A 24199-nucleotide genomic window follows, 5' to 3' on the forward strand; every position below is an offset into this window, starting at 1 on the left:
CACTGCGCCATTGCCCGCCCGCTGCGTCGTTCGGCAGGGTTCGGGGAATGTCAGAAGGAGCACACCCATGAAATCGCGCACCAAGGTCGTGGTGATCGGCGGCGGAATCGCTGGCTGTTCAACCCTGTATCACCTGACGCAGGAAGGCTGGAGCGACGTGGTTCTGGTGGAGCGCAACGAGCTGACATCCGGCACCACATGGCATTCGGCCGCGCAGGTGACGAATTTCGGAATGAACCAGACGATGGTGGGGCTCAAGTCCCATTCGATCCGCCTGTACAAGGAATTGGCCGAGGACCCGGACTATCCGATCAACTACCATCATGGCGACGGTGGCATCCGGTTGGCCAATACCGAAGCGCAGATGCAAGGCTATCGCCATTTCGCTTCGATGGCGCGGGGGATGGGCGTGCAGTTCGAGGTGATCGACGCGGAGGAATGCGCCCGTCGCCACCCGCTCATTTCCACCGACAATCTGTTGGGCGGGCTGTGGGATCCGCTGGACGGAGACATCGACCCGGCGCAGCTGTGCCAGGCGCTGGCGCGGCGGGCGCGCAAGGCCGGGGCCGAGGTCTATCGCAACACGCCGGTCACGGCCCTGACCCAGCACAAGGACGACACCTGGACCGTTCATACCGAGCACGGCGACATCGACTGTGACATCGTGGTGAACGCCTGCGGTTACCGTGTGAACGAGGTGGGCGCGATGATGGGCGTGCACCATCCCGTGGCCTCGATGGAGCACCAGTATTTCCTGACCGAGGAAATCCCCGCGATCTGCGATGCCGGCCACCGCATGCCGCTGCTGCGCTGCCCGATCAGCGATTACTACTGCCGGCAGGAAAAGAATGGGCTGCTGTTGGGCTTCTATGAACAGGACTGCAAGACCTGGGGCATGGACGGGATCGACCCGAACTTCGTCAATGCGCTGTGTCCGGACGATCTGGATCGGGTGACCGACGTGCTGGAAGGCGCGTTTGCCCGCATGCCCGCGCTGATGGAGGCCGGGATCCACACGGTCGTCAACGGCCCGATCACCTATACGATCGATGGTGCACCCCTGGTCGGGCCGATCCCCGGCAAGCGCAACGCATTCTGCATCATCGGCCTGCGGGCCGGGCTGGGCGAGGGGGGCGGCCACGGCTGGCTGCTGGCCCAGCAGATCGTGCATGGGGAGGCCTGCTATGACACCTGGTGCCTCGACCCGCGCCGGTTCGCCGGGCATGCCAATGTCGAGCTGACCGCGCTGAAGGCGATCGAGGATTACCAGAACGAGTTCCGCTTTCACTTTCCGCACGAACACCGCCCCGCCGGGCGGCCCGCCAAGACAACGCCGCTGACCCCGGTTTTGGCCGCCGAGGGCGCGGAATTTACCGTGGTGAATGGCTGGGAGCGGGTCGAGTACATCAAGCCCGCGCCCGATTTCACGCCGACACTCAGTTTCGATTTTGACGAAACATTCGACGTGATCGCCGCCGAGGTTGCCAATGTGCAGCAGAATGCCGGGCTGGCCGAGGTGAACGGGTTCAACCGGATCGAGATCACCGGTACCGACCGGCATGCGTTCCTCGACCGGATGATCTGCGGCGCGCTGCCCCGTCGCCCGGGGCGGGTGGGGTTGGCCTATCTGCTGAACCATCAGGGCATGGTCAAGGCCGAGGCGACCATCGCAAATCTGCCCGCCAGTGACCGGGGGCCGGATCGGGTTTGGTACGGCTCGGCCGCAGCGGCCGAACTGCATGACATGGATTGGCTGTCCCGGCACATCGCCCCCGACGAGGACGTGCAGTTGCGTAGCCTGACCAACGACCAGACCATCCTGGTTCTGGCCGGGCCACGGGCGCGTGACGTGCTGTCGGCCTGTTCGCGCGGGGATTGGTCGCGGGACGCCTTCCCGTGGCTCAGCGTGCGCGAGTGCTTTGTCGGCATCGCGCCCGCCACCGTGATGGGCGTCAGTTTCTCGGGCGAACTGGCCTATGAGATCCATGTGCCCAACGCCTCGCTTTATGCGGCCTATCTTGCGCTGCGACAGGCCGGACAGGCCTTTGGCCTACAATTGTTCGGCGCGCGGGCGGTCGAGTCGATGCGGATGGAGAAGACTTTCCTGCATTGGAAGGCCGACCTGATCACCGAGTTCGACCCATTCGAAACCGGGCTGCACCGCTTTGTTCGGCTGGACAAACCGCAGTTCATCGGGCGCGCGGCGCTGATCGAACGGCAGGCCAAAGGGCCGTCGCGCAAGCTGGTTGCCCTGCAAGTGCAGGCCGCGCACGCGCCTGCGCATCCGGGTGCGTCGCTGATGGCCGAGGATCGGGTGGTGGGAACGGTGACTTCGGGCGACTGGGGGCATCGCACTGGGCTGAACCTGGCGCATGCCTTTGTCGAGCCGCAACTGTCAGCTGAGGGCAGCGAGATGAGGCTGGACCTGTGTGGCGACAGGGTTCCGGCGCGGGTGATCCCTTCCTGCCCCTACGATCCCGACTTCACCCGCATGCGCAGCTAAAGCGGGTGACCAACATTCACCATTGCCCGAAAGCCAAAACTCTGTTTCGCTAGTTTCGATGAATTCGAAATTGCGGGAGGGTTTTGCCCCGTGTCCAAAACACTGAGCCTGCGCTGGTTGGAAGTGTTTCGCCTGATCGCTAAGTCCGGTTCGATCCAGCAGGTGGCCTCGGAAACGGGTTTGTCGATCAGCACCGTTTCCAATCATCTTCGCAGCCTTGAAGACGCCCTTGGCATCGCATTGGTGGATCACGGCCGTCGTCCGATGAGCCTGACACCGGCTGGCGAGGTATTTTCGCGCTATGTACGCGATGGCCTGACCGTGTTGAAGCGGGGCGAGGCCGAGATCCGGTCTGGCAACTGGCGCCACGCCACCGATCTGCGGCTGGCCCTGGTGGATGATTTCGACAACCAGATCGCGCCTGAACTGATCCGGTTCCTGGCCCATGCGCTGCCGCGCTGCAATTTCCGGCATTTCACCCGGCCCAGCCACGAGATCATCGAGAAATTGCAGGAGCACAAGCTGGACGCGGGCGTGGCGACCCGACCGCCGGGCGGCACACAGGGCCTGATCGAATATCCTTTGATGCGCGATCCGTTCATCGTGATCGTGCCCGAAAAGTTCAAGGGCGAGGTGCAGGACCTGTTCTCACCCCATTCCGACCTGCCACTGCTGCGGTATTCGCGAGACTACACGATCGGCAAGCAGATCGAGATCCAGCTGACGCGCAACAAGTACAACCTGCCCAACCGGTTCGAGCTGGAATGCAACCAGTCGATCATGGGGTTGGTGGCCGAAGGCAGCGGATGGGCGATCACCACGGCCGGGTGTTTCCATCGGGCGCATCGCTATCATGACTCGGTGCGGGCCACGCCTTTTCCGGGTCGGAACTTTGTCAGGATCGTTTCTCTGTTCACGACCGAGGTCTATCCGGACACCACTTCAAAACTGATCCACAAGGCCCTCAGCAGCTTGATCCGGCAGTATTTCACCGAGCCGATGTGCAAACGGCATTTGTGGCTGAAGGGTGATTTCCGGACGATGGAAGATCAGGCCGCCTGACCTAGGCACACGGATCACGCCGAGTTGGCCGGACCCAGGGACTGTCGTTCCACGATGTGCGTGAACAAGTGTTCACCGGCCGCCGGGGCCCTTTTTTCAACCATTTCGATCAATGCCTTGGCGGCTTTTCCGCCCATTTCCCGATGCGGCACATGCACGGTCGTCAGCGCCGGGCGCAGGATCCGGGCCAGTTCGATGTCATCGAACCCGGTGATCGATACATCCTGCGGCACTTTCAGCCCCATGTCCTGAGCCCTGAGCAAAGCGCCGGCGGCCAACACATCGTTGCCGCACATGACGGCCGTCGGCGGCGTGTCCTGCGACATGAGACGCGCGAAGGCTTCTGCGCCGTTTTCGATCTCGTACGGGGTCTCGATGACCTGAAGCACCTGCGGGTCAAGCCCGTGCTGCCGAACAGCGGCGCGCACCCCGTTCAACCGAAGGCGTGCACGGTCGTTGCCGTGGGTGATACCCGATATCACTGCAAGCCGTCGGTGCCCCAGGTTGATCACCCTTTTTGCCAGCTCGTACATAGCCGCCTGGTTGTCGAAGCCGATGGAGGGCAGACGCCCGTCCGGGGAAAATGACCACGCGACCAGCGCCGGAATTTCACGGTGTACAAGAAATTCGTAGATGCTCGACGCACGGTCGTGTCCGATCAGCAGCAGGCCATCGGCGCCGCGGGCGACCAGAGTCCGGATCTGCTCTTCTTCGGCGGCTGGTTTGTAGGCCGAACTGGATACCAGCAGCGTATATCCATGTTGGTGCAGCTCTTCCTGAAAGGCCTGCAAGCCGCGCGCAAAGATGGCATTCTCCATCGTCGGGATGATCGCGCCGATGGTAAACGTGCGCTTGGCCGCCATGACCCGAGCCGCGAAATTCGGTGTATAGCCCAGCGCCTCGATCGCCGACTGCACGCGTTTGCGGGTCGCTTCGACAACTCGATCCGGCGTGTTGATGCAGCGCGAGACCGTAGCCGTGGAAACGCCCGCCTTTCTGGCAACGTCATCCAGTGTCGGGGCGGGCTTCAGCTTCGACATTTCCAAACCTAATCTTTGCTCTTCGCAATTCTAACCGGATCGGATTGGCAATGAAAGTTGAAATGTAAGCGCTTGCATTTTCCATGTAAGCGCTTACAAATGGCATCAGTGCCGATTCTACCCGGAGTCCCGAACATGTTTCTTGCCGCATCCGCCGTCGTCTTCGTCGTCTATTTCGCGAACGTGGCGCTGGGTGCGTTTGCAGGCCGCGCGTTTCTTGGGGATGTGGGCGAGATGCTGGTTCTGTTCGCGGCGTCGATCCTGTTCGTTGTCGCAATTCTGAAAAAAGAGGCCGCACGCGAGGAGAACGGCGGCTGAATTTTTCCAATGGGAGGGCAATCAATGAACAAAGATCAAATGGAACTGGCGTCAGCTGAACGCCGCAATTTCCTCAAACTCAGTGCCAGCGGCGCGTTCACGGCCGCACTGGTGGCGGGCGCAAGCGGCGTTTTGTGGTCATCCGAGGCCGCGGCGCAGACCGCGAAGGAGGAAAAAGAGCGCGAACAAGCTGCCGAGCATGTGATGACAGTCGCTACGGCCTATGTGCTGGGCGCCTCGCGCAGCTATCCGATCATGCAGCTGGACCTGAAAGAGAACATCCAGAACGCAACCAACGGCAAGGTCTATGTCAAGCTGGCCCCGGGCGGGCAGCTGGGCGCGGGCGGCGCGTTGGTGCAGAAGGTGCAGGGCGGAACCATCCAGGCCGCGCAGCATTCGCTGTCGAACTTCGCACCCTTCGCCTCGACCGTGGACCTGATCAACATGCCGTATCTCTGCGGCTCGAACCAGCGGTTTACCAACCTGGTGCATTCCGACACCTGGAAGAACGAAGTGCACCCCAAGGTCGAGGCCGCAGGCTTCAAGGCGCTGTTCTATGTCGTGATCGACCCGCGCGTCGTGGCCGTGCGCCAGGGCGGAAATGCCATCATTACCCCATCGGACATGAGCGGTGTGAAGTTCCGCGTGCCCGGGTCCAAGATGCTGCAGCAATACTACCGCATGGCCGGCGCCAACCCGACGCCTGTTGCCTGGGGTGAGACCCCCTCGGCCATCAAGCAGGGCGTGGCGGATGCGCTCGACCCGTCGGTCGGCGCGCTCTATGTGTTTGGCTTCAAGGACATTCTGTCTCACGTCACCTTCACCCAGGCGGTGCCGGACAGCCAAGTCTATTCCTGCAACCTGGAATGGTTCAACTCGATGCCGGCCGACGTGCAAGAGGGCATCATGTGGGGCTCGGAGATGACCAGCCACCAGAACCTCGCCAAGGTCCCCTCGGCCCGCGCCTACGCCATGGCCGAGTTGAACAAGGCCGGAGTCGAGTTCCACTCGCTGACCGACGACCAACTGGCCGAGTGGCAGGAGGCCGGCGGTTATCAGCGCTCGGAGTGGGACCCCTTCAAGACCGAGCTGGCCGGGTCGATGGATGCCTTCGAAAAGCTGGTCGAGGCGGCCGGCACCCAAGGCAAATATTACGTCCACGACGCCTGATACGGACCGGGCGGGCGTCGGAAGCGCGCCCGCCCTTTCCAGACCTGCGCGGCCTGATCCTTCAGGCCCATCCCCCCAGCCTTGCCGAGGGAAGCGATGTCCTTACTCAAAACCATAGACCGCAACGCCGAACGCTGGCTGCTGCTGGTATTCTACGTGATGCTGGTCATCACGATGGCAATCGAGGTGCTGCGGCGCGAGATCTTCGCCTATTCCTCGATCTGGGGCGAGGAGATCGTCCGCTATTCCTTCATCTATCTGGCTTGGATCGGCGCAGCGGCGGCGGTCAAGGAACGCGCCCATATCCGGATCGACGTGATCATGCATTACCTCGGCCCCCGGCCCAAGGCGGTGCTGTATATCTTCGGTGATCTGGTGATGTTCGCGGTGGCGGTCATCGCGCTCTACTGGTCCTATGAGGCGGTGCATGTCTCGGCCAAGTTCGGCTCGGTCACCGACGGGCTGCGGGTGTCGAAGGTGTGGTTCCTGATGGCGGTGCCCACAGGCTTTGCTCTGATGATCTGGCGCCTGATCCAATCGTTGATGAACGATATCAAAAGCCTTCGTGACGGCACGCCCGTCTTCGAAGGCGACAAGCTGTTTGACTGAGGAGAAACCGGATGCTTTGGAGTTCTCTCAATCAAACGGTCGAACTGGGCTGGGATTTCTACCTGCCCGTGATCCTGTTCGTCGGCCTGATCGCGCTGGCGGTGCCGGTCTGGGCCGCAATCGGCTCGGCCGCGATCGTGATGCTGATCATGTCGGGCGACCTGCCGCTGAGCCTTGTCGGCGAAAGCCTGTTCACCGGCATCGACGCCTTTGCCCTGACCGCGGTGCCGCTGTTCATCCTGACCGGTGACGTGCTGGTGCGAACCGGGCTGTCGCGCAAGTTTCTGGACGTGGCCGAGGCGCTGACCTGTTTCGCAAAAGGCGGGTTCGGCTCGGCCACGGTTCTGGTCTGCGGCATGTTCGCGGCCATTTCGGGGTCCGACGCGGCAGGCGCGGCGGCGGTGGGTCGGATGACGATCAACCGACTGGTCGAAAGCGGCTATCCGCGCCCCTATGCCTGTGCGCTGGTGGCGGCGGGGGCCTGTACCGGCATCCTGATCCCGCCCTCGATCGCTTATATCATCATCGGGCTCGTGCTGGGTATCTCGGCCTCGACCCTGTTTCTGGCCGCTCTGATCCCGGGGCTTGCGATCCTGATCTCGATTCTCGTGACCAACATCATCATGAACCGTCTCTATGCCTATGAGGGCGGCGGCATGATGACCATGAGCGAATGGCTGGCCAATCTGGGTAAGGCGCTGAAATCGGGCTGGTACGCCTTCATCGTGCCGGGCATCATCTTCTACGGTATCTTCTCGGGCCGCCTGACCCCGACCGAGGCCGGCGCGACCGCCGTTGTCGTCACCATCATCATGGGGTTCATCCTGCGCACGCTGACGCTGGCGGACTTCCCGTCGATGCTGGTCAGCTCGGCCAAGGTGAACGGGGTTATCCTGCCGATCATCGCCTTCTCGGCCCCGCTGGCCGAGGCGCTGGCGATCATGGGCGTGCCGCAGGGCTTCGTGGCCTCGGTGACCTCGCTGACCGAGGATCCGTTCCTGCTGATCCTGCTGATGATCGGCATTCTGATCGCGGCCGGTTGCGTCATGGAGACGACACCGAATATCGTCATCCTAGCCCCGATCCTTAAACCGCTGGCGGACAATATCGGCATGAACGAGATCCAGTTCTGCATCATGATGATCACCGCCTTGGGGGTGGGCTTCATTACGCCGCCACTGGGGCTGAACCTGTTCGTGGTGTCGGGGATCACGGGTGAATCCATCCTCAAGATCGCGGCCCGCGCCGTGCCCTTCGTGCTGACCATGCTGATCGTCGTCATCCTGATCGCCTACGTTCCGGCGCTGTCGACCACTTTGCTTCCTGAAATCTACCAATAGGATCTTCTGAACATGTCGCGTGAATACCTCAAGAAGGCCACCCTGACCGCACAATCCCACGCGTCCGAGGTGCATGACACGGTCAAGACCATTCTGGCCGACATCGAGGCCGGCGGCGACGCCAAGGCGATGGAATACGCGGCCAAGTTCGACAAGTTCGAGGGCAACGTACTGATGACCCCCGCGGAAATCGACGCCGCCTGCGCCCGGGTGCCGGAAAAGCTCAAGGCCGACATCCGCTTTGCCCAAGACAACGTGCGCCGCTTTGCCGAGGCGCAGAAGGCCACCGTGTCGGATGTGCAGCTGGAAATCGTGCCGGGCTTCATCGCGGGGCAGAAGGCCATCCCGGTCGATGCGGCGGGCTGCTATGTGCCCGGCGGGCGGTATAGCCACATCGCCAGCGCCATCATGACCGTGACCACCGCCAAAGTGGCGGGGTGCCGTCACATCACCGCCTGTTCGCCGCCCCGCCCGGGCGAGGGCGTCGCCCCGGCGATCGTCTACGCCGCCCATATCAGCGGCGCCGACAGCATCTTGGCCATGGGGGGCGTGCAAGGCGTGGCCGCCATGACCTATGGCTTGTTCGGGCTGCCGCGCGCCAACATCCTTGTGGGGCCGGGCAACCAGTTCGTGGCCGAGGCCAAGCGCATACTGTACGGCAAGGTCGGCATCGACATGATCGCGGGTCCGACCGATAGCCTGATCCTGGCGGATGCCACGGCCGACCCCTTCGTCGTGGCCACCGACCTGGTTAGCCAGGCCGAGCATGGCTACAACTCGCCCGTCTGGCTGGTGACCGATGACCGTGATCTGGCGACCCGGGTGATGGAGATGGTCCCGACCCTGATCGCCGATCTGCCCGAGCTGAACCGCGACAACGCCGCCGCCGCCTGGCGCGACTATGCCGAGGTGATCCTGTGCGCGGACCGCGAAGAAATGGCCGCGTGTTCCGACGACTACGCCCCCGAGCACCTAACCGTGCAGGCCGCGGATCTGGATTGGTGGCTGGATCGGCTGACCTGTTATGGATCGTTGTTCCTGGGCGAAGAAACGACCGTGTCCTATGGCGACAAGGCCACCGGTACGAACCACGTCCTGCCCACGTCAGGCGCGGCCAGCTATACCGGAGGGTTGAGCGTGCACAAATACATGAAGATCGTTACCTGGCAGCGGGCCACGCGCGAGGGTTCGAAACCCATCGCCGAGGCGACCGCGCGGATTTCGCGTCTGGAAGGGATGGAGGGCCACGCCCGCGCGGCCGATGTGCGTCTGGCCAAGTATTTCCCGGACGAAAATTTTGACCTGACCGCAGATGAATGACCCCCGCGACCTGTTCGATCTGACCGGCCGGGTGGCCTGCGTCACGGGCGCCAGTTCGGGGCTGGGCCGGCGCGTTGCGCAGGTGCTGGCGACCGCGGGCGCGCGGGTGGTGGGCGTTGCCCGCCGGGCCGAGGCACTGGCCGAGTTGCAGGCCGAGATCGGTGCAGGCTCTGCGGTGGTCGCAGGTGACGTGGCCGACCGGGACGGCCTGCCATCGCTGGTCGAACAAATCTCGGCCCCTTTCGGCGCGCCGGATATCGTGGTTCATGCCGCCGGGGTGAACTCGCGACAGGTCGCCGATGACGTCACGCCCGAAGGCTGGGACGCGACACTGGGCCTGAACCTCGGTGCGCCGTTCTTCCTCAGCCAGGCCATGGTACCTGTGATGAAGGCGCGTGGTTGGGGCCGGATCGTAAATTTTGCTTCGCTGCAGACGACGCGGGCCTTTCCCGGCGGGATCGCCTATGGCGCCAGCAAGGGCGGGATCGCACAGCTGACCCGCGCCATGGCTGAGGCCTGGTCGTCCCACGGGATCACCGCCAACGCCATCGGCCCGGGCTTCTTTCCGACCGAGCTGACACAGGCGGTGTTCGATGACCCCGCCCGCGCGGCCCGCAACGCGGCGCAGACATGCATCGGTCGCAATGGCCGTATGGAAGACATCGACGGGCCGATCCTTTTTCTGTGCTCGCAGGCATCCGACTATGTCACCGGGCAGATCCTGATGGTTGACGGGGGGTTCACGGCGAAATGAAAGCTCTGGTTTATGAAGGTGTCGAACAGCTGGTCTATCGCGACGTACCGGACGCCGCGCCGCAACCGGGCGAGCACCTGATCCGGGTCGAGGCCGCTGGGATCTGCGGGTCCGACATGCATGCCTACTTGGGCCATGATGCGCGCCGCCCGGCGCCCTTGATCCTGGGGCACGAGGCGGCGGGCACAGTGATCGGCGGCCCCAAAGACGGAACGCGGGTCACGATCAATCCGCTTGTAAATTGCGGGCAGTGCCCGGCCTGCCAAGCGGGGCGGGAAAACCTGTGCCCCGACCGTCAGATCATCTCGATGCCCCCGCGTGAAGGCGCCTTTGCTCAATATGTTTCGATGCCCTGGGATAATCTGGTCGAGGTGCCGGATCACGTGCCCTTCGCCAAAGCCGCCTTGGCCGAGCCGCTGGCCGTCAGCTGGCATGCCGCGCGCCTTGCGCTCGAGGCGCTGCACCCGGCGATGGAGCGTCGTGCGCTGGTGATCGGGGGTGGGGCGATCGGCCTTGCGGCGGCGCTGGCGCTAAGGGCGATGGATGTCGTGGATGTGACCATCGTCGAACCCAACGACCTGCGGCGTAAGTTCCTGCAAGGGCTGGATTGCGGCAAGGTCGTAACGGAAGCGCAAGGCCATTTCCCGATCGTGGTCGACGCCGTGGGCTTTGCCGCCACCCGTGCGGTGGCCTCGGAACGGGCCCAACCCGGCGGGGTGATCGCGCATGTGGGCCTGGGCGAGGACGCCGGCGGGCTGGACGTGCGACGCATGACCCTGCAAGAGATCACCTTCATCGGAACCTACACCTATACCGCGCAGGATTTCCGTCAGACTGCCCAGGCCATCTTTGACGGCGCTCTGGGCCCTCTGGACTGGATCGAAGAACGCGATCTGGCCGATGGCGCCCGGGCCTTTGCCCAGCTACGCTCGGGTGAGGTCGCGGTTCCGAAAATCGTGCTGTCCCCGTGGGCCTGACTGCCCGGAACTGGAGGTAACCATGTATAAGAAAATTCTTGTCCCCATGGCGCTTGACCACGGCATTTCGCCCCAAACGCTCGAGATCGCCCGTGCTCTGGGCGGCGGATCCGCCGAGATCGTGGCGCTGCATGTCTATGAGATGCCGCAGGGCTCGGTCAGCGTCTATCTGGACAAAGATGCCGTGGCCGATGGCTTTGCCCGCGCCCGCGAAGTCCTGATGAACAAGCTGGAAGGCATTACGGGCGTAAAGCCCGAACTGGTCAAAGGCCACACCGCGCGCACGATCATCGACTATGCCAACGACCACGGGTTCGATTGCGTCGTCATTGGCTCGCACCGTCCCGGACTGACTGATTATTTCCTTGGCTCCACCGCGTCGCGCGTGGTGCGGCATGCAAAATGTGCCGTCCACGTCCACCGCAGGGCCTGACCCGTCCATCGCGCCCTCGGCGCCCCAACCCAGGAACAGAAGTTTCGACATGAACATAGACAAGAAGATCACCGAAGATCTGGTGGCCAACGACATCTCGTTCGTCACCACGGTGCCGTGCAAGCAACTGGCCGGCGTCATCGCCGAGATCGACGCCCACGACTCCATCTACCACATCCCCTCGAACAAAGAGGACGAGGGCATGGGCCTGTGCGCCGGGGCCTGGATGGGCGGCAAGCGACCCGCGATCATCATGCAGAACACCGCGATCGGGGTCACGATCAACACGCTGGCGACATTGATCCAGTATTATCGGATGCCGCTGCCGATGCTGATCTCGTACCGGGGCGAACTGCGCGAGCCCATCGCCTGCCAGGTCGAGATGGCCGTTCACACCAAGGCCCTGCTGGCGCAGCTGCACATCCCGACCTACCATTTCCACCATCAGGAAGACGTGGGCGAACTGGACGCGATCCTGAAATACACCTTCATGTGCAACAAGCCCGTCGCGATCCTGACCGACGCCAATTTCTGGGGAGGCTATGGCGACCAATGATCCGTTCTGAAATCCTGAAGGAAATCGCCCCGATCCTGCGTGACCAACTGGTCGTGTGCAATATCGGAATCCCCAGCCAGGAACTGCATGCCATCGACGATCAGCCCACCAATTTCTACATGCTGGGCACGATGGGCCTGGCCTCGAGCATCGGTCTGGGTCTGGCGCTGTCCCAGCCGAAACCGGTGATCGTCATCGACGGCGACGGGTCGATCCTGACCAATCTGGGGACGCTGCCGACCATCGCCAACAACGTGGCCGACAATTACATCCTGCTGATCATCGACAACGGATCCTACGGCTCGACCGGCGATCAGCCGACCTATGCCGGGCAGAAGACCTCGCTGGCCAAGATGGCCGAGGCGGCGGGCTGCGAGCGCGTGATCGAATGCCAGGCCGAAGAGACCGGCCGCGTGCTGCAAGAGGCGCTGGACGCCCGCCAGATGACCATCATCGTCAGCAAATGTGAAAGCGGAAACGCCAAGATGCCGCCGATCACGATGGACCCGGTCGTCATCCGGGACCGCTTCATGAAGGCCGTTCAGGCCTGATGGGCGCAAGCGCCATCCACAGCGCCGAAGATGCCCGCCGGCTGGCCCGGCGGCGTCTGCCGTGGATGGTGTTCGACTATATCGACGGGGCCGCCGGGTCCGAGGCCGGGGCCCGGCGCACCCGCGCGGCGCTGGACGCCATGACCCTGCAGCCCCGGATCCTGCGCGATGTCAGTAGCCGGTCACTGGCAGCCCGCGTATTCGGGCAACCAGCCGACAGGCCCTTCGGTATCGCGCCCATGGGCATGTGCAACCTGTCCGCTCCGGGCGCCGACCTGATGCTGGCGCGGCTGGCGGCGCAATACGGGGTGCCGCTGGGCGTTTCCACGGTGGCCTCGACACCGATGGAGGCGCTGATCGAAGAGGCCCGGGGCCATGCCTGGTTTCAGCTGTATTTCAGCGGCGATGGCAACGGCACGTTCAAGCTGGTCGATCGGGCAAGGGCCGCGGGCTACAAGACTCTGATCCTGACGGTTGACGTGCCCGAAGTCGGCCGCCGCCCGCGCGAACTGCGCCACGGCTTCCGTATGCCGTTCCGGGTCGGGCCGTGGCAGTTTCTGGATTTCGCGCTGCACCCGCGCTGGTCGATCTCGACCTTGCTGAAGGGCAAACCGCAGATGGCGAATTTCCTGATGGAGGGGTTCGCGTTCGACCGCACCGAAAGCCGTGCAATGGCCGATTGGGACACGCTGGCAAGGTTGCGCGACCGGTGGCCGGGCAAGCTGGTGGTCAAGGGCGTGCTGCACGTCGAAGACGCGGTTGCACTGAAGGCTGCCGGAGTCGACGCCATCCAGGTCTCGAGCCACGGCGCCCGCCAGTTGGAGAGCGCGCCCGCGCCGATCTCGGTCCTGCCGCAGATCCGCGCTGCGGTCGGCGACAACTATCCGCTGTTTTATGACAGTGGCCTGCGGTCCGGAGAAGATGCGCTCAAGGCGCTCATGGCTGGTGCCGATTTCCTGTTCTTCGGGCGGATCCTGCAATTCGCCGTCGCGGCGGGCGGCGAGGCCGGTTTGCACCGGTTGTGGGCGGTGCTGTCCGAAGAGATGGACATCGCCATGGCCCAGATCGGTGTCAGCACCTTGTCAGAGATTCAACGACCGGACGGGGACTAGCGCGAGTGGAACAGGTTCTGGAACTCCTGCCTCATCCGCAGGCGTTCAGGGTATTCCTGCAAGAACCGTTCGGGCGGCTTGCCCTCCCAAACCTGGGCATAGACGCGCATTTTGTTGCCGCCGTAGATTTTGGCGAGGTCCTCGTTTGAATAGCCCCGCGCCCATAGATCGTCGGTTATCGCGGCAAGGATCTTGGCCAATTCACCATTCCCGGTTGCACCTTTATTGAACGCGTCAATCATGTAGCCACCGTCGTCATACATGCTGGCATTCGCGGTCGCGAACTGAACGACAAGTTCGGTTGAAAACATGTCGTCCGTCGCGATCCCGACATGGTCGACGCCGACAAGTTGGACATAATAGTCGATCATATCGGCGGCTTGCTTGGGTGAGATGTCTTCGGGCCATACCCCGTCCATCATCCATTCTGTGAATGTGGGCGATATGTATCCTCCGGACTTGGCTGCTCGCAGTGCCTCGTCGTCTGGAATGGCTCGATAACAGCCATTTGGCGTGGCGTTTGCCTCATTCGCGTAGAGCCCGCCGGAACCGAGTGGGTGTAGACATAGGGCACGCCGGGATAGTTCTCATCCATGTAGTCCATCGCGTCGTTGGTTGTTTTCGACCCGGTCTGGCTAAGGTCCAGCAGGATACCAAAGCGCACCATCTCATCGATCACGGATTTGCCCCATGGGGTCAGACCGATGTCCCGTCCGTTGTAAGCTGCCAACTGCCCTGAACCGGTTCGGAAAATGTCGTTGTAGGCCAGGATCATGCTTTTGATGCCCATGTCCTTGAGCAGGGCCATCTTCTTGAGGTCGCCATCCAGAACCGTTGCGGTTTGGCTGTTCCAGATCACAGCCGTCTTGCCCTGAGCATGCGCGGCCTCGATATCGCGTGTTTCATTCACGATCAGATAATTCTCGGGCTGCTGCGCCATGGCGGCGCGGAAATGATAGTGCTGTTCAAGCAACGTGTCGAACGACATGTCAGCGGCGGCCAATGTCATTTCATGGCCGGTGATGCCGTTGTCCCGGGCGCGTTGGAAGTAGGTGTGCAGTTGCTCGTCTTCGGTCCAGCCGGTTCCGTAGGGGCTGGCCAGCATGCCCAGTATGATCGTGTCCTGCACGAACTGTCTGGCTTCGTCAGATGCGTCCCAGGTCTTGCTTTCTTCGCTGGCGTGAAGAGGGGTGGCGATTGCCAGGACAGTTGCGGCCGCAGTCATCAGTAGCTTCATCGAGTGTCCTTCCATGGGTTGCATTGCCTCAAGTGGGCAGACCCGGCCAGCGTCAGAACACGAGCCTTGTCCGCAGGCCGAACAGGGCCACGTTGTCCTGGCCGGGGTTCAGCAGTGGGTTCGAGATGAACTGCACCGACGGCGTGATCTGCAAGCCGGGCGAAATCGAAAAACGGTAGAAAGCTTCGAGGGTGAACTGATCGCCGTCGATGCCACGGGCTTCGGCCCAGTTCAGCCCCAGCCCAGCCAGATCGGTGTTCCGGCCGTAGTACCCGATGCCGGCTGACAGGGACCGATCATACAGCGCCGCCGTTCCCTTTGCCGCGCCGGCGCGCAGGAACGGCATCCATTGGTTGCCCACGAACCACGCGGCGGAGAAGGCCGCGCCATAGTCTTCGGCCCGGCTTCCGTCATCGGCTGCATCCGCGTGCCAAAGTGTCAGATGGATGTTGTCGAAATAGATCCGATCAAAGCCCGACGTGTACCCCAGTTCGAGCGATTTGAAGAGGTTGCCGTCGCTGAAAACGTCGAAGTTCGGATCGGACGGATCGGCGTTTGCGTCAGCGACACTGGCCACAGCATAGAAATTGCTGCCCAGCCGCACGCCCCCGGCAAGACTCAGCCCGGGGTTGGGGGCGTTTATCGTCGGATTGGTGTTGAACGACAGGTTCTGGAAACCGCTGTAGGGACTGACAAGGCCATAGATGTCGACGAAGTCGGTCACGTCGATCTGACCGAATTGCAGCGTCCACGACCCGTCCGCGGCCCGCTGCGACCAGAACAGGTTGGTCAGCAGCAAACCCGTGTCGTTGAAGGCGGTTCCCGTGATCGAAAGCGCGCCTCCGTCCAGACCCAGAAACTGCGGCGCGACATCGGTATAGCTGTGCCGGTGTTCGACCTTGAAGGTCAACGAACCCTGTTCGGTTGCCTGCCAGCTGCCATAGAAACGGGCAATTCCGCTGGCGGCTTCACCGGCGCCCAGGTCGGCATCCGTCGTTTGCCCAAGGGCCAGATAGTCAATGTTGAAACGGAACCCGTCTTCGGCCAGACGATCCTTCCAGGCAAACCATTCAGGTGCGATATTGCGTGGAAAATCCGACCGGAATTGCGGATCGGTCAAGCCGTCTCCGGGTTCAAGCTCGGCATTCACCGACGAGGGACCTGACAATCCCTGAGCGACCGCACCCGAGGCCCAGACAAGGGCCGCCAGCACCAGCGCAGTCCGCCGGATCATTCCGAAGCCGCCTGACCACCGGTTTTGCGCCGCCCCGCGGCCCGAAGAAGATCTGTCGCGTCCTCGCTCCACTCCAGCCCGTCGGTGCGGTTCTGGAGCGTCTCGACCTTGTCTGCCTCCAATTGGAACGTGGCGCGCATCGGCATCAGCCCGTCGACCACGACCATCTGGTGATCGGTCGGCGAAATCGTCAGACGTCCCGTCAGGCGGACGGGTTCGTGGACATAGCTGGGAACCCAGTCGGCATCCAGCATCACACGGATCATCTGGTTCGGCGGCGGCGGCGGCATATGGCTGCACATGCCCCGTTCGGGCACCAGATAGACAACGGATCGCCCGTCCGCGTCCGCAGGAGCCGGAATGGCGAAACCGGACAGCGTGACCTCTTGCCCGTCATACAAGGGGTTGCCAAGCGTGGCTGCTTTTTCCCTGCGTTCGGTCACGACCTGGCGTTGACCCAACAGCCAGTCCACGTCGACACCGCCCGCGGCTAGCGCATCCTCGGTCTCGTGCAGAAGTTCCTGCCACTTCTGGCGGTCCTCGTCCGTTCCGACATCCTGCTGCAGCCGGCCACGCAGCCGAACGACGAACAGGACGTCGTCGAATTGTTCGGGGCTGAGGTCGCGATAGGGGTCTTCGAAGGTCTGAACGGTCGGGTCGGGCAGATCGTCCCAACCAACCGAGAGGCCAGCCCAGGATGGCGCGCCCGCACCCAAGCTGAGCGTCGCCGCAATCAGCAGAGTTCCGACGGAGTTCAGAAAAGCGGGCTTGTCATGGCGGTCCCGACCGCGAATCCTCATCATGGCCTTAGTTGAGCGTATTTTTGTAGATCACGCCATCCTTCATGATCAGGCGGATGGTCTCGGGGCTGTCAGGCCGCGGGTCCGCGCCGAACCACTGATGCCTGTCCCCACGACCGAGAAATCTTCGAGCGGGTTGCCGTCGATCAGCAGAATGTCCGCATAAGCGCCTTCCTCGATCACTCCAAGCTTACCGGCGGTGTAGGGATTGGTGAAATCGCCGGACAACTGGGCGATCTCGCCTCCGATCGAGGTCAGTGTGACCATTGATTGATAGGGACCGAAGAATTCGTTGTTCAGGTGTTTTTCATACGCGATCTGGATGTTGCAGGCCTCGACTGTGCCCACGCAATCTGTCTGGAACCCGCGCTTGACCGGGCATTCCTTCATGTTCGGGATGTAGTTCTCGAACGTCGCCGAAGCCGAGATTGCCTTGGCAAGGCTCGATGGTTGGTTCTTGACCGCCGGTATATCTAGAAGGCCCGGATCGAACGCTGTGAGATTGGTCGTGATATACGCGCCCATTTCGTTCATCTTTTCAGCGATTTCGCAGTCGAACGAAAATCCGTGTTCGATGGACATCACGCCCGCGTCGAGCGCACCCAGAATTGCTTCCTTCCGATAGGAATGCGCCATGACATAGCTGCCATATTCATTCGCGACCTGCACGGCCGCTCTGATCTCTTCTGGCGACCCGGCCAGCAATTGCCAGGGGTCGAAGGCCGAAACGACACCGCCCGATTGCATGAATTTGAGCTGCGTCGCGCCCATCCGGAAGTTGTTGCGTCCGAATTTGTAAACGTCGTCAACGCCGCTGATTTCCTGTGCCATGTTCAGGCGGCTGAAATTGGTGTCCGTCCCCGGAGGTGCGGTGAAGTTGCCAAAGTCGGCATGGCCTCCACGCGTGCTTAGAAAGGCTCCCGACGGATAATAGCGTGGCCCGGGAATCTGACCCGAGTCGATAGCCCGTCGAAGTCCACCATTGGCCCCGCCTGCATCCCTGACCGTCGTGAAACCCTGCATCAGATACATTTCGGCCATCCGCGTCGCATGGATTCCGAAATCCTCCCATGTCGAATTGGCTTCCATGGCGCTGAGACTGGGCCCCATCAACATGAGATGCGCATGGTTTTCGATGAACCCGGGTGTCAACGTGCGCCCCTCGCCGTCGATCACCGTGGCGTCTGGGGCGTCGATCGCTTCGGTCGAAACCGTTTTGATCAGGTTCCCTTCGACCAGAACACTGGCGTTTTCGATGCGTTGTTCGCTTGTACCGTCGAAGACATGCACGTTGGTGAACAGTGTTTGAGGTGGTTTTTCATCCTAGGCCGCTGCCGGCCAAGCGAAACTGAGGGCACAGACCAATCCAAGGTATAGACGTTTCATCACTGTTCCTCCCGCTTGTGCCGGTTTGGCTATCATTATCATAGATTTGAATATGATAGGGCCGGCCATCCAAAGTCAAACCTTCCGGGTTGATAATTGGAGGAGGGCGAACAGGCCGTTTGTCCGATCCGCTTGATGCAGACGGGTGGCATGAGGGCATTGCCATCGTCGATGATAACCGCGACTGGCCAAGCGGACGCGGCCCAAGGCCAAACTCGAGGATTTCAGGGAAGTGGTAGCGGAGGAGGGACTTGAACCCCCGACACGCGGATTATGATTCCGCTGCTCTAACCAACTGAGCTACTCCGCCACGGTGAGAGGCGATTTAAGGGAGGGGCCGGAGAGGGTCAAGAGGGAAATGCCACGAAAATGCGGGATTCTTCATCCGGCCGTGTTGGCGGGTTTCGACGGCGATTGCGAAGCATTGGCCATGCGGCGGACGAACTCTGCGCAGGCCTCGGGCGCGGTCAGGGGGATCATGTGGCCGCGGTTCTCGAGCTGTTCAAAGCTCAGCCCGTATTCCACCATCGGTGCGCCTTGCTGGCTGGGTGACAGGATCGGATCTTCGGCCCCGTACAGGATGCCGCCCCCAACCTTCAGTTCGTGGTAGCGCTGGGACTGGGCGTCGATGCTGGCGTCCACGCCCGCCAGATCCTGCGATCCGGTGATGTAGGCTGACGGGCGCAGCCCCAAGGCGCCACCGGCGCGGTCCAGGAAATCACTCGGGGCCGGTTCCGGGGCAAACGCCTCATCAATCACGTGCGGCGCCGTGGTTTTCGCCAAGGGAACAGCGATCGTGTTGGCGATCAGGCTGCGCAGCCATTCGGTCCGGATCTCCAACGCCTTGAAGATGGCGGGTGTGCTGGGTACCCGATGTGTCAGCGGGGCCAGCAGGGCCAGTGCCCGAACCCGTTCAGGATTGTCCAGCGCCATGGCGAGCGACACCGCGCCCCCGAGCGAGTGTCCGACCAGAATGGCCTGCGATACGCCCTTGGCTTCGAGGAATTCGTGGATCATCCGCGCCTGTTCCGGCAAGGTGGCCAGCCGCGCGTGGTCGCGGGTCGAATACGCGCACCCGGGCCGGTCAACCGCGATGACGTGAAAGTCGTCGGCCAGAAGGTCGGTCATGGCATAGGTGAAGTGCTGCAACTGGCCGGTCAACCCGTGGATCATCACCACCGTCGGCTTCTCTGGATCGCCCTGTTCGACATAGTGGATCGAACCGCCGTTCATCGGCAGGATCTGCCCGGGCTGAGGCACGGATTGGGCTCCCATCCGCGTCAGGCGACGGGTCCAAAGATGCATCAGGATCAACGCGGCACCGATGATCAGCGCAATGGTCAGCAGGGTGGTCATGTCGGCGGTCCTTTGGTCTGGGCGGGATCAACGGGATGGTAATGCTCGAGCCCGGCCTTCGCCAGACGTTTGCGGAATTCCGAAACGGTGCCGGGCCACAGCGTCGTATTGCGCCCCTGTGCGTCCTGATACCACGAAGTGCATCCGCCGGCCTGCCAGACACTGTCAGTATGACGCTCCTGCATTTCACGGGTGAAGTCGGCCTGCCGGTCAGCGTTTGGAGCAATCGCGGGCAGACCCGCGCGCCGCATCTCCTCCAGCACCCGGCCGATATGGGCGACTTGTGCTTCGATCATCAGAACGACCGAGTTGTGGCCCAGCCCGGTATGCGGCCCCAGCAGGATGAAAAAGTTGGGAAACCCGGCAATGGCGGTGCCCAGATTGGCCTGCATGCCGTCGGCCCAGGCCTCCTGCAGGCTCAGCCCGTTCGCGCCGCGGATGTCCAGCCTTTGGACCGCGTCCGTCACGTGGAAACCGGTGCCCCAGATCAGAATGTCGGCCGCCGTCCGACTGCCGTCGGTCGCGATGATCTCGGTCCCTTCGATCCGCTCGACCCCATGCGGGTTCACGGTGACATTGTCGCGGGCCAGCGCCGGGTACCAGTCGTTCGAGCTGAGGACGCGCTTGCATCCGATCCGATAGTCCGGTGTCAGAATGCGGCGCATGTCGGGGTCGGATACGGCGTCCTCCAGCCCTTTGCGCCACATCTTCATGGCAAAGTCGACCGCGCGTTTTTCGCCGCGAAATACGCGGTGGCGGAATTCGAACAGCCAGTAGATGAACTGCCTGCGGATGCGCGGCAGCAGCGGAATGCGGCGATAGAGGCGCCGGACCCAGGGCGCAATCGGTCCGTCGGGACGCGGCAGAACGTAAGGCGCGCTGCGTTGGAAGATGGTGACATGGGCGGCGGTTTTGGCGATTTCCGGCACGAACTGAACGGCGGATGCGCCGGTGCCGACAACTGCTATGCGTTTGCCCTGCAGCGGCACCGTGTGGTCCCATTGGGCCGAGTGGAACGCCGGTCCCGGAAAGCCCGCTGCTCCTGGGATCTCGGGAATGCTGGGGATGTGCAGGGCGCCGATGGCCGACACCAGGAACCGTGCCGTCCATTGCGCGCCGCCGGTCGTCTCGACCCGCCAATGCGTGCCTTCCCACTGGGCCGACTTCAGTTCGGTGTGGAAATGGCACAGATCGTACAGCCCTTCGTCGCGCGCAACGCGGCGCATGTAGTCCCAGATTTCGGCCCCGCCTGCATAGGCGCGGGTCCAGTCCGGGTTCGGATGGGTTGCCATCGAATACAGGTGCGAGGGCACATCGCAGGCCACGCCGGGATAAGTGTTCTCTCGCCATGTGCCGCCGATGTCGTTGGCCTTTTCAAGGATCGCGATGTTGTGGATGCCGCGTTTGCGGGCCTCGATCGCCATGATCAGCCCGGAGAACCCGGCCCCTACGATCAGCATGTCAGTGTCGTGGGTCATGCCTGCACCTCCTCCCAAAGGTACAAGGTCAGGATAGGGTCAAACGGCGTTTCAGGAAAACCTGCCGTGGGGTCAGTCTTGGTTTAGCTCGTCGGGCAGGGGGCGCGGCAGTTGATCCAGCAGGCGGAATACCTGCGCGCGACAGGCCGGGCCGGTCCAGTCCGGCGGGCAGAATCCGTCGGGCAGGTCGGGCAGACGCAGAACGACGCGCCGCCACCGGTGCACGATCAACGTGCGCAGCGTGGCGATCTGACAGGGCGTGGGCTCCCAACTGGCCGGGCGGCCTTGGGACACGTGGCGCACGGCCCCGTGCAGGGACCGGCAAGCCGTTCGCAATTCGGGTGGGAGCAGCTTTTCATGCACCCAGCGCGGGACCGAGCGGGCGGTGACCTCAAGGATCAGCAGTTCGTCCTGGTCCACGGGCGGTGCCCCCGATCCCAACGCGGCGTTGCGGCCGATCGGCGTGTAGTCTTGGCTGAGCAGGATGTCTTCCAGCAGCCGGGTGCCGGTGCCATCCTCGGCGATCAGCAGGTGCAGTGGCGTATCCGGCGCAGGGTCACGCGCATAGATGCGCGGCGTGACCCGGGCCGATTGCGTGCGGCCATATTCGGTCAGGAAATGCATCGAAACGCGCCCGACCCGGTCGCTTTCGATCCAGCCATCCTTGCGCAGGCGGTGCAGGGCCACGCGGATCGCCTCGGGCTTGATGCCCATCGGTTCGATGATGCGGCCCAGCGCCCCGCCCGAGATCTTGGCGCCGCGCTCCTGCGCCATGTCGCCGAACAGCGACACGATGATCGACCAGACCCGCTGATTCTGCGGGTCGGCCAGTTCGGCTACGGCCTGGGTGAACCACGGATGCGCGTTGGTCATGCGCCCAGTCTATCCGGCCCGGCTGTGCAAGAAAAACACTTTGCCGCGCGCTCAGTAGGCGTTCATGGTCAGCAGTTCATATTCGGCGACCTTCTCGTCATCCTGATTGGTCAGCGTCACGTGCCAGCGCACCTCGCCATAGTCGTCGGTGCGGCCAGTCTTTTGCTTGACCGTCAGGCGGACTTTGATGCTGTCGCCGGCCACGACCGGCTTCATGAAGCGCAGGCCGTCCAGCCCGGTATTGGCCAGCACCGGCCCTTCGTTCGGCTCGACGAACAGGCCGGCGGCAAAACTCAGCAGCAGATAGCCATGCGCCACCCGGCCCGGAAAGAACGGGTTTCTGGCCGCCGCGTCCTCGTTCATGTGGGCATAGAATGTGTCGCCGGTGAAATGGGCGAAATGTTCGATGTCGTCCAGCGTGATGGTCCGGGGCGCCGTGTGCAGCGTCTCGCCGATCTGCAGTTCCGTGAATTTGCGGGTGAAGGGGTGCGCGGGGCCTTGGATCTCGGGCGCGCCGGGGATCCATTTCCGGCCGATCGTCGCCAGCATCCGGGGCGAGCCCTGCAGGGCTGTGCGCTGCATGTAGTGCTTCACGCCGCGCACGCCGCCCATCTCTTCACCGCCGCCGGCGCGGCCGGGGCCGCCATGGACCATGTGCGGCAGGGGCGAGCCATGGCCGGTGGATTCCTGCATCGAGTCGCGGTCGTTGATATAGATCCGCCCGTTGAAGGCGGCCGCGCCCATCACCACCTGGCGCGCGACCTCGGGGTCATGGGTGATCAGCGAGGTGACCAGCGACCCCTGGCCGCGATTGGCCAGCGCGATGGCGTGGTCCAGATCGCGATAGCCCATGATGGTCGAGACCGGGCCGAACGCCTCGGTGTCATGCACGTGCCGGGCGGCGTCGGGATCGGCGCAGTGGAACAGCATCGGCGGCACGAAGGCGCCTTTTTCGGCATCGGCGCCGATCACCTCGAAGGCATCCGGGTCGCCGAATACGCGTTCGGCCTCCTGCCCGATGAGGCTGGCCTTAGCCAGAACGTCGGCCTTCTGCCCGTTTGAGACCAGCGCGCCCATGCGCGTGGATTCCAGCCGCGGATCGCCGATCGTGGTCTGCGCCAGTTTAGCCGAGATCGCGGCGATCAGCGGCTCGACCTGCGCCTCAGGGGCGATGATGCGGCGGATGGCGGTGCATTTCTGCCCGGCCTTCGTCGTCATCTCGCGCACGACTTCCTTGACGAACAGGTCGAATTCGGGCGTGCCGGGTACCGCGTCGGGGCCAAGGATCGAGGCGTTCAGGCTATCCTGCTCGGCCACGAACCGCACCGAGTTGGTCACGATCACCGGGTTCTGCCGCAGCTTCATCGCGGTGTCGGCCGAGCCGGTAAAGCTGACCACATCCTGACAGGTCAGGTGATCCAGCATGTCGCCCAGCCCGCCCGAGACCAGCTGCAGTGCGCCGTCGGGCAGGATGCCGCTGTCCAGCATGATCCGCACGGCCAATTCGGTGACATAGCAGCTGTTGGTGGCCGGTTTCACGATCGCCGGAACCCCGGCCAGCAGGGTGGGGGCCAGTTTCTCCAGCATCCCCCAGACCGGGAAGTTGAAGGCGTTGATATGCACGGCCACGCCCTGCAGCGGGGTGCAGACATGCTGGCCCAGGAAGGTGCCGTTCCGCGACAGTTGCTCAACATCGCCATCCAGATAGACATGGCCGTCGGGCATCTCGCGCCGCCCTTTCGAGGCAAAGACGAACATGGTGCCGATGCCGCCGTCGATGTCGATCAGGTGATCCTTCTGCGTGGCGCCGGTTTCAAAACTCAGGTCATAGAGCGCCTGTTTGCGTTCCGACAAGGCCTGCGCCAGCGCCTTGAGCATCTTGGCGCGTTCATGGAAAGTCAGCCGGCGCAGGGCGGGCCCACCCACGTCGCGGGCATGGGCCAGCATCGCCTGCACGTCCAGCGTGTCATTGCCGGCGGTGGCGAAGGGTGCGCCGGTGATGGCCGAGGCGATGGTGCGGGCCCCGGCGCCGGGCGCAACCCACTGGCCCGCGGCGAAACTGGAAATCTGTTTCAGAGACATGAGATGCT

General features: G+C 63.0%; 23 protein-coding genes and 1 tRNA gene. 13 read left to right on the plus strand and 11 right to left on the minus strand.

From position 1 onward, the window contains the following. Positions 1-67 precede the first annotated feature (67 nt). Together ACR3EK_RS02225 and ACR3EK_RS02230 are read left to right on the plus strand one after the other, a co-directional pair. Entirely contained in the window at positions 68-2503 is a 2436-nt protein-coding gene (locus ACR3EK_RS02225; protein WP_480632568.1) for a GcvT family protein, read from the plus strand. A gap of 90 nt (positions 2504-2593) precedes the next feature. Continuing rightward, complete coding sequence (locus ACR3EK_RS02230; protein ID WP_170339623.1) at positions 2594-3565, plus strand: LysR family transcriptional regulator; 972 nt, start codon at positions 2594-2596, stop codon at positions 3563-3565. Between the two features lie 14 nt (positions 3566-3579). Here the strand turns inward: ACR3EK_RS02230 and ACR3EK_RS02235 are convergent, their stop codons facing one another. Next, a complete protein-coding gene (locus ACR3EK_RS02235; protein WP_480632569.1) occupies positions 3580-4605 on the minus strand; it encodes a LacI family DNA-binding transcriptional regulator in 1026 nt (341 codons plus the stop codon). 135 nt (positions 4606-4740) lie between these two features. On the opposite strand from ACR3EK_RS02235, the gene ACR3EK_RS02240 reads away from it, so the two are divergent. From ACR3EK_RS02240 to ACR3EK_RS02290, 11 genes are all read left to right on the plus strand, one after another. Beyond that, positions 4741-4923, plus strand: a complete 183-nt coding sequence (locus ACR3EK_RS02240) for a hypothetical protein (RefSeq protein ID WP_170451146.1) — start codon at positions 4741-4743, stop codon at positions 4921-4923. Positions 4924-4947: 24 nt separating this feature from the next. Further along, positions 4948-6093 carry a TRAP transporter substrate-binding protein gene (locus ACR3EK_RS02245; protein WP_170340240.1) on the plus strand — a complete coding sequence of 382 codons (1146 nt, stop codon included), beginning with the start codon at positions 4948-4950 and terminating at the stop codon, positions 6091-6093. A gap of 96 nt (positions 6094-6189) precedes the next feature. After that, positions 6190-6702: a TRAP transporter small permease gene (locus ACR3EK_RS02250; RefSeq protein ID WP_093964490.1), complete on the plus strand. Its 513-nt coding sequence runs from the start codon at positions 6190-6192 to the stop codon at positions 6700-6702. A gap of 11 nt (positions 6703-6713) precedes the next feature. Further along, a complete protein-coding gene (locus ACR3EK_RS02255; protein WP_170440423.1) occupies positions 6714-8042 on the plus strand; it encodes a TRAP transporter large permease in 1329 nt (442 codons plus the stop codon). A 12-nt stretch (positions 8043-8054) separates the two neighbouring features. Beyond that, positions 8055-9362, plus strand: a complete 1308-nt coding sequence (hisD, locus tag ACR3EK_RS02260; protein WP_170367760.1) for a histidinol dehydrogenase — start codon at positions 8055-8057, stop codon at positions 9360-9362. Then, the gene (locus ACR3EK_RS02265; protein WP_475142824.1) at positions 9355-10116 is read left to right on the plus strand and encodes an SDR family NAD(P)-dependent oxidoreductase; all 762 of its coding nucleotides are present in this window, start codon (positions 9355-9357) and stop codon (positions 10114-10116) included. The genes hisD and ACR3EK_RS02265 overlap by 8 nt, the downstream gene beginning before the upstream one ends. Continuing rightward, a complete protein-coding gene (locus tag ACR3EK_RS02270; protein ID WP_480632570.1) occupies positions 10113-11093 on the plus strand; it encodes a zinc-dependent alcohol dehydrogenase in 981 nt (326 codons plus the stop codon). Before ACR3EK_RS02265 ends, ACR3EK_RS02270 begins: the two co-directional genes overlap by 4 nt. Before the next feature lie 22 nt (positions 11094-11115). Then, a complete protein-coding gene (locus tag ACR3EK_RS02275) occupies positions 11116-11526 on the plus strand; it encodes a universal stress protein (RefSeq protein WP_170441386.1) in 411 nt (136 codons plus the stop codon). Positions 11527-11575: 49 nt separating this feature from the next. Further along, positions 11576-12082, plus strand: a complete 507-nt coding sequence (gene comD / locus ACR3EK_RS02280; RefSeq protein WP_480632571.1) for a sulfopyruvate decarboxylase subunit alpha — start codon at positions 11576-11578, stop codon at positions 12080-12082. Next, positions 12079-12633: a sulfopyruvate decarboxylase subunit beta gene (gene comE / locus ACR3EK_RS02285; RefSeq protein ID WP_170369871.1), complete on the plus strand. Its 555-nt coding sequence runs from the start codon at positions 12079-12081 to the stop codon at positions 12631-12633. The genes comD and comE overlap by 4 nt, the downstream gene beginning before the upstream one ends. Further along, positions 12633-13745, plus strand: coding sequence for an alpha-hydroxy acid oxidase (locus ACR3EK_RS02290; protein WP_480632572.1), 1113 nt, complete (start codon positions 12633-12635; stop codon positions 13743-13745). Before comE ends, ACR3EK_RS02290 begins: the two co-directional genes overlap by 1 nt. On the opposite strand, the gene ACR3EK_RS02295 is transcribed toward ACR3EK_RS02290, so the two are convergent. The 10 genes from ACR3EK_RS02295 to paaZ all read right to left on the minus strand — a co-directional run bounded on the left by ACR3EK_RS02295 (position 13742) and on the right by paaZ (position 24191). Further along, positions 13742-14236: a membrane dipeptidase gene (locus tag ACR3EK_RS02295; RefSeq protein WP_480633998.1), complete on the minus strand. Its 495-nt coding sequence runs from the start codon at positions 14234-14236 to the stop codon at positions 13742-13744. The two genes, ACR3EK_RS02290 and ACR3EK_RS02295, sit on opposite strands and share 4 nt — an antisense overlap. Further along, complete coding sequence (locus tag ACR3EK_RS02300) at positions 14164-14982, minus strand: membrane dipeptidase (RefSeq protein WP_217358084.1); 819 nt, start codon at positions 14980-14982, stop codon at positions 14164-14166. The genes ACR3EK_RS02295 and ACR3EK_RS02300 overlap by 73 nt, the downstream gene beginning before the upstream one ends. Before the next feature lie 52 nt (positions 14983-15034). Continuing rightward, the gene (locus ACR3EK_RS02305) at positions 15035-16216 is read right to left on the minus strand and encodes a carbohydrate porin (RefSeq protein WP_480632573.1); all 1182 of its coding nucleotides are present in this window, start codon (positions 16214-16216) and stop codon (positions 15035-15037) included. Continuing rightward, positions 16213-17019: a DUF3299 domain-containing protein gene (locus ACR3EK_RS02310; RefSeq protein WP_480632574.1), complete on the minus strand. Its 807-nt coding sequence runs from the start codon at positions 17017-17019 to the stop codon at positions 16213-16215. The genes ACR3EK_RS02305 and ACR3EK_RS02310 overlap by 4 nt, the downstream gene beginning before the upstream one ends. Positions 17020-17064: 45 nt before the next feature. Then, positions 17065-18306, minus strand: a complete 1242-nt coding sequence (locus ACR3EK_RS02315) for a metal-dependent hydrolase family protein (protein WP_480632575.1) — start codon at positions 18304-18306, stop codon at positions 17065-17067. 329 nt (positions 18307-18635) lie between these two features. Next, positions 18636-18712: transfer RNA gene (locus ACR3EK_RS02320), tRNA-Met, on the minus strand. A 71-nt stretch (positions 18713-18783) separates the two neighbouring features. Continuing rightward, positions 18784-19758: an alpha/beta hydrolase gene (locus ACR3EK_RS02325; RefSeq protein WP_170405168.1), complete on the minus strand. Its 975-nt coding sequence runs from the start codon at positions 19756-19758 to the stop codon at positions 18784-18786. After that, positions 19755-21236 carry a flavin-containing monooxygenase gene (locus ACR3EK_RS02330; RefSeq protein WP_480632576.1) on the minus strand — a complete coding sequence of 494 codons (1482 nt, stop codon included), beginning with the start codon at positions 21234-21236 and terminating at the stop codon, positions 19755-19757. The genes ACR3EK_RS02325 and ACR3EK_RS02330 overlap by 4 nt, the downstream gene beginning before the upstream one ends. Positions 21237-21308: 72 nt before the next feature. Continuing rightward, entirely contained in the window at positions 21309-22109 is an 801-nt protein-coding gene (locus ACR3EK_RS02335; RefSeq protein WP_480632577.1) for a PaaX family transcriptional regulator C-terminal domain-containing protein, read from the minus strand. A gap of 51 nt (positions 22110-22160) precedes the next feature. Beyond that, positions 22161-24191, minus strand: coding sequence for a phenylacetic acid degradation bifunctional protein PaaZ (gene paaZ / locus ACR3EK_RS02340; RefSeq protein WP_480632578.1), 2031 nt, complete (start codon positions 24189-24191; stop codon positions 22161-22163). Positions 24192-24199: the final 8 nt, after the last annotated feature.

The sequence above is a fragment of the Ruegeria sp. BC8 genome (assembly GCF_056535705.1).

Excerpts from the sequence above, each read along its gene's own strand:
- ACR3EK_RS02325 (WP_170405168.1), bottom strand. The coding sequence starts at position 19,758 with ATGACCACCCTGCTGACCATTGCGCTGATCATCGGTGCCGCGTTGATC.
- hisD (WP_170367760.1), top strand. The coding sequence starts at position 8,055 with ATGTCGCGTGAATACCTCAAGAAGGCCACCCTGACCGCACAATCCCAC.
- ACR3EK_RS02265 (WP_475142824.1), top strand. The coding sequence starts at position 9,355 with ATGAATGACCCCCGCGACCTGTTCGATCTGACCGGCCGGGTGGCCTGC.
- ACR3EK_RS02235 (WP_480632569.1), bottom strand. The coding sequence starts at position 4,605 with ATGTCGAAGCTGAAGCCCGCCCCGACACTGGATGACGTTGCCAGAAAG.
- ACR3EK_RS02310 (WP_480632574.1), bottom strand. The coding sequence starts at position 17,019 with ATGATGAGGATTCGCGGTCGGGACCGCCATGACAAGCCCGCTTTTCTG.
- ACR3EK_RS02275 (WP_170441386.1), top strand. The coding sequence starts at position 11,116 with ATGTATAAGAAAATTCTTGTCCCCATGGCGCTTGACCACGGCATTTCG.
- ACR3EK_RS02290 (WP_480632572.1), top strand. The coding sequence starts at position 12,633 with ATGGGCGCAAGCGCCATCCACAGCGCCGAAGATGCCCGCCGGCTGGCC.
- comD (WP_480632571.1), top strand. The coding sequence starts at position 11,576 with ATGAACATAGACAAGAAGATCACCGAAGATCTGGTGGCCAACGACATC.
- ACR3EK_RS02305 (WP_480632573.1), bottom strand. The coding sequence starts at position 16,216 with ATGATCCGGCGGACTGCGCTGGTGCTGGCGGCCCTTGTCTGGGCCTCG.
- ACR3EK_RS02270 (WP_480632570.1), top strand. The coding sequence starts at position 10,113 with ATGAAAGCTCTGGTTTATGAAGGTGTCGAACAGCTGGTCTATCGCGAC.
- ACR3EK_RS02300 (WP_217358084.1), bottom strand. The coding sequence starts at position 14,982 with ATGAAGCTACTGATGACTGCGGCCGCAACTGTCCTGGCAATCGCCACC.
- ACR3EK_RS02245 (WP_170340240.1), top strand. The coding sequence starts at position 4,948 with ATGAACAAAGATCAAATGGAACTGGCGTCAGCTGAACGCCGCAATTTC.
- ACR3EK_RS02330 (WP_480632576.1), bottom strand. The coding sequence starts at position 21,236 with ATGACCCACGACACTGACATGCTGATCGTAGGGGCCGGGTTCTCCGGG.
- ACR3EK_RS02335 (WP_480632577.1), bottom strand. The coding sequence starts at position 22,109 with ATGACCAACGCGCATCCGTGGTTCACCCAGGCCGTAGCCGAACTGGCC.
- comE (WP_170369871.1), top strand. The coding sequence starts at position 12,079 with ATGATCCGTTCTGAAATCCTGAAGGAAATCGCCCCGATCCTGCGTGAC.
- ACR3EK_RS02255 (WP_170440423.1), top strand. The coding sequence starts at position 6,714 with ATGCTTTGGAGTTCTCTCAATCAAACGGTCGAACTGGGCTGGGATTTC.
- ACR3EK_RS02240 (WP_170451146.1), top strand. The coding sequence starts at position 4,741 with ATGTTTCTTGCCGCATCCGCCGTCGTCTTCGTCGTCTATTTCGCGAAC.
- paaZ (WP_480632578.1), bottom strand. The coding sequence starts at position 24,191 with ATGTCTCTGAAACAGATTTCCAGTTTCGCCGCGGGCCAGTGGGTTGCG.
- ACR3EK_RS02250 (WP_093964490.1), top strand. The coding sequence starts at position 6,190 with ATGTCCTTACTCAAAACCATAGACCGCAACGCCGAACGCTGGCTGCTG.
- ACR3EK_RS02225 (WP_480632568.1), top strand. The coding sequence starts at position 68 with ATGAAATCGCGCACCAAGGTCGTGGTGATCGGCGGCGGAATCGCTGGC.